Source organism: Aequorivita lipolytica, assembly GCF_007997135.1.
Taxonomy (GTDB): domain Bacteria; phylum Bacteroidota; class Bacteroidia; order Flavobacteriales; family Flavobacteriaceae; genus Aequorivita; species Aequorivita lipolytica.
In genome coordinates this window covers 1-2,958 of sequence record NZ_VORU01000029.1, presented here as the reverse complement: position 1 = coordinate 2,958, position 2,958 = coordinate 1, and the positions used below count along the sequence as shown (strand labels likewise).

The 2,958-nt window shown below is 35.1% G+C and carries 5 protein-coding genes; 3 read left to right on the top strand and 2 right to left on the bottom strand.

The window, feature by feature from the left end:
- Positions 1-155 precede the first annotated feature (155 nt).
- From ESV24_RS15105 to ESV24_RS15095, 3 genes are all read left to right on the top strand, one after another.
- Positions 156-401 carry a hypothetical protein gene (locus ESV24_RS15105; RefSeq protein ID WP_146743197.1) on the top strand — a complete coding sequence of 82 codons (246 nt, stop codon included), beginning with the start codon at positions 156-158 and terminating at the stop codon, positions 399-401.
- Positions 402-478: 77 nt separating this feature from the next.
- The gene (locus tag ESV24_RS15100; protein ID WP_211359048.1) at positions 479-718 is read left to right on the top strand and encodes a hypothetical protein; all 240 of its coding nucleotides are present in this window, start codon (positions 479-481) and stop codon (positions 716-718) included.
- Between the two features lie 158 nt (positions 719-876).
- Complete coding sequence (locus ESV24_RS15095) at positions 877-1,098, top strand: hypothetical protein (RefSeq protein ID WP_146951083.1); 222 nt, start codon at positions 877-879, stop codon at positions 1,096-1,098.
- A gap of 205 nt (positions 1,099-1,303) precedes the next feature.
- Here the strand turns inward: ESV24_RS15095 and ESV24_RS15090 are convergent, their stop codons facing one another.
- Both ESV24_RS15090 and ESV24_RS15085 read right to left on the bottom strand, forming a co-directional pair.
- The gene (locus tag ESV24_RS15090; protein WP_111817156.1) at positions 1,304-1,750 is read right to left on the bottom strand and encodes a hypothetical protein; all 447 of its coding nucleotides are present in this window, start codon (positions 1,748-1,750) and stop codon (positions 1,304-1,306) included.
- Position 1,751: 1 nt separating this feature from the next.
- Positions 1,752-2,327 (bottom strand): Panacea domain-containing protein, encoded by a 576-nt coding sequence (locus ESV24_RS15085; protein WP_111817155.1) that lies wholly within the window; start codon positions 2,325-2,327, stop codon positions 1,752-1,754.
- Positions 2,328-2,958: the final 631 nt, after the last annotated feature.

Below are 2,958 nucleotides of genomic sequence, written 5' to 3'. Positions count from 1 at the left end.
GCTTCAGAAAATCATCTGAAATTAAATCATCTTTCTTCATAAGGTGTAAATATTTAAAATTAAACAAAAAATTAGCGGGGGCATGCCCCCGCTAATTTTTAACTTACACACTTTATGAGATAGTCCCCTTTAAATTCTCAGTTAAATTATTTAATATGATAAAAAAACTCCTCTTCCTTCTCCTATTTTTATCCTTCTCTCTTTCCCCAAGTTTTTCCGCCACCACGGTTGTCACGCCGGTTTCCCATATTCATCCCGTCCAGCAAGTAGTCTATATTACAAAAACTGGCACCAAATATCATAAAGGCACCTGCCATTACCTTAAAAAGAGCAAAATTGAAATTAGCAAGTCAGATGCTAAAAGTGCAGGATATACTGCTTGTAGTGTTTGTAACCCTTGAAGCTTTAAGCTGTAGGCATTTGGAAATAGGCATTAGGTATTAAAAATTATTCATTACTCATTACTCATTCTTTAGTCTTGGCTCTTGGTTCTTGGCTCTTGGCTCTTTGCTCTTGGCTCTTGGTTCTTGGCTCTTGGCTCTTTGCTCTTGGCTCTTGGTTCTTGGCTCTTGGCTCTTGGCTCTTGGCTCTTGGCTCTTGGCTCTTGGCTCTTGGCTCTTGGCTCTTGGTTCTTGGTTCTTGGTTCTTGGTTCTTGGTTCTTGGTTCTTGGTTCTTGGTTCTTGGTTCTTGGCTCTTGTTTCGTTAAGGTTTTTATGAAATCGAAATCGAAATCGAAATTCAAATCTAAACCGAATATTAAGTTTACGCTTGAATCCCTTTCGTCAGCTGGATTTGGTTGGCTTTATGCTGTAGGCTTTAAGCTTTATGCTTTAAAAATTACTCATTACTCATTACTCATTCTTTAGTCTTGGCTCTTGGCTCTTGGTTCTTGGCTCTTGGTTCTTGGCTCTTGGTTCTTGGCTCTTGGTTCTTGGTTCTTGGTTCTTGGCTCTTGGCTCTTGGCTCTTAGCTCTTGGTTCTTGGTTCTTGGCTCTTGGTTCTTGGCTCTTGGTTCTTGGTTCTTGGCTCTTGGCTCTTGGTTCTTGGTTCTTGGCTCTTGGCTCTTGGCTCTTGGTTCTTGGCTCTTGTTTCGCTAAGGTTCTAATGAAATCGAAATCGAAATCGAAATCGAAATCGAAATCGAAATTGAAATTGGAAACTAATATTACGTTTACGTTGAATCCCTTCCGTCAGCTGGATTTGGTTGGCTTTATGCTGTTGGCATTTAGCAATAGGCATTAGGCTGTTGGCTTTGGGCTGTTTTAAATTTGATTGATGATTGAACGATGTTGGATTTACTATCTAATTCCGTAATATTTTTAGGTATTTTCTTTTTACCGACTTAGAATTTCTCAAACATGCTATTAATGAAAGGAAGAGTTCATTTTTCATTTTTCCCCATATTTCATAGTCAGTGTTTTCAAGGGGATAAATCTCTTTTAAAAATTCAATATCATAGTCATCTATTTGATGTCCATAAATGTGTGTTTTAAAATCAAAAGACTTGCCACATTCTGTTACTTGTATGTTGTTTGAAATTACAAAACAATTTAAGTTTATTGAAGGAAGTTCAATACAGCCATTTTCAATCTCTTCCATTTTCGGGATAGAATCTGTTCTTGTGGGCAATGAAGCTAAAATATTTTTATTAGCTTGATTTTTTAATACGATAAAGTATTTTGGTTTTGCGGTATTTCCATTCTTGAAATAAAAAGGGTCAAAGTAGATTATGGCTCCTTCTTCAAACATTTTAATTCGCTTCTATGAAGTCTCTGTAAATCATCTTTTTTCTTTCGTCGTGGTTTATTAAGGAACTCATATCAATTAATAACTCGGTGTTATTAATCTCTTCGTTTTCCAATAATTCCAGAACGGAATTTTCTAAAGCTGTGTTGTGCCAAGGTGAATTTTGACGATGGGTGTAGAATACCAGTTCTTTTGCAGACTTATTACCAAATTTTTCAATAACAAAATCTAATAGATCTATATCGTTATCTGAAAATTCATCATCATTGAAAGCAACAATAGGTTTAATTATTATAACCCCGTCTTCCGAAGTTCTTTCTATGTACTTTTTAAGTAATGTGGTTTCGGAAGATAAGTCTATAAAAATCTCTTCGGAAACAGGACCGAATTTCCATAGCTTATACTTTAGGTTAAAAAATGGAATACCACTCTTCTTAATTGATAATTCATCTAAAATATATATTAGCTTTAAAGCTTTAGTTTTGGATAAATCACCAATTTTCTCAGAAAGATAAATTATTGAATTTCCAACTTTATCTATTTGATTATCAGATAATTTTATGTAAGATAGCTTTTGCACAAGACAAAAATACGAAAAATTAGATTGTATACGATATGTTGAAAATTAATTATTATTTATGGGTACATGTGTTGGTGGGTTTTAGGTTTTAGGCTGTAAGCAATAGGCATTAGGTATTAAAAATTATTCATTGCTCATTCTCTAATCTTGGTTCTTGGTTCGTATTTGGCAATAGTTCCTAATGAAATCGAAATAGAAATCGAAATCGAATATTAAGTTTACGCTTGAATCCCTTTCGTCAGCTGGATTGGGTTGGCTTTAGGCTGTAGGCTTTAAGCTTTATGCTTTAAAAATTACTAATTACTAATTACTCATTCTTTAGTCTTGGCTCTTGGCTCTTGGCTCTTGGCTCTTGGTTCTTGGTTCTTGGCTCTTTGCTCTTGGTTCTTGGTTCTTGGTTCTTGGTTCTTGGCTCTTGGCTCTTTGCTCTTGGCTCTTTGCTCTTGGCTCTTGGCTCTTTGCTCTTGTTTCGTTAAGGTTTTTATGAAATCGAAATCGAAATCAAAATTCAAATCTAAACCGAATATTAAGTTTACGTTTGAATCCTTTCCTTCAGCTGGATTTGGTTGGCTTTAGGCTGTAGGCTTTAAGCTTTATGCTTTAAAAATTACTAATTACTAATTACTCATTC

Bases quoted from the DNA above. Each gene is read 5' to 3' on its own strand.
- ESV24_RS15105 (WP_146743197.1), top strand. From the start codon at position 156: ATGATAAAAAAACTCCTCTTCCTTCTCCTATTTTTATCCTTCTCTCTT.
- ESV24_RS15090 (WP_111817156.1), bottom strand. From the start codon at position 1,750: ATGTTTGAAGAAGGAGCCATAATCTACTTTGACCCTTTTTATTTCAAG.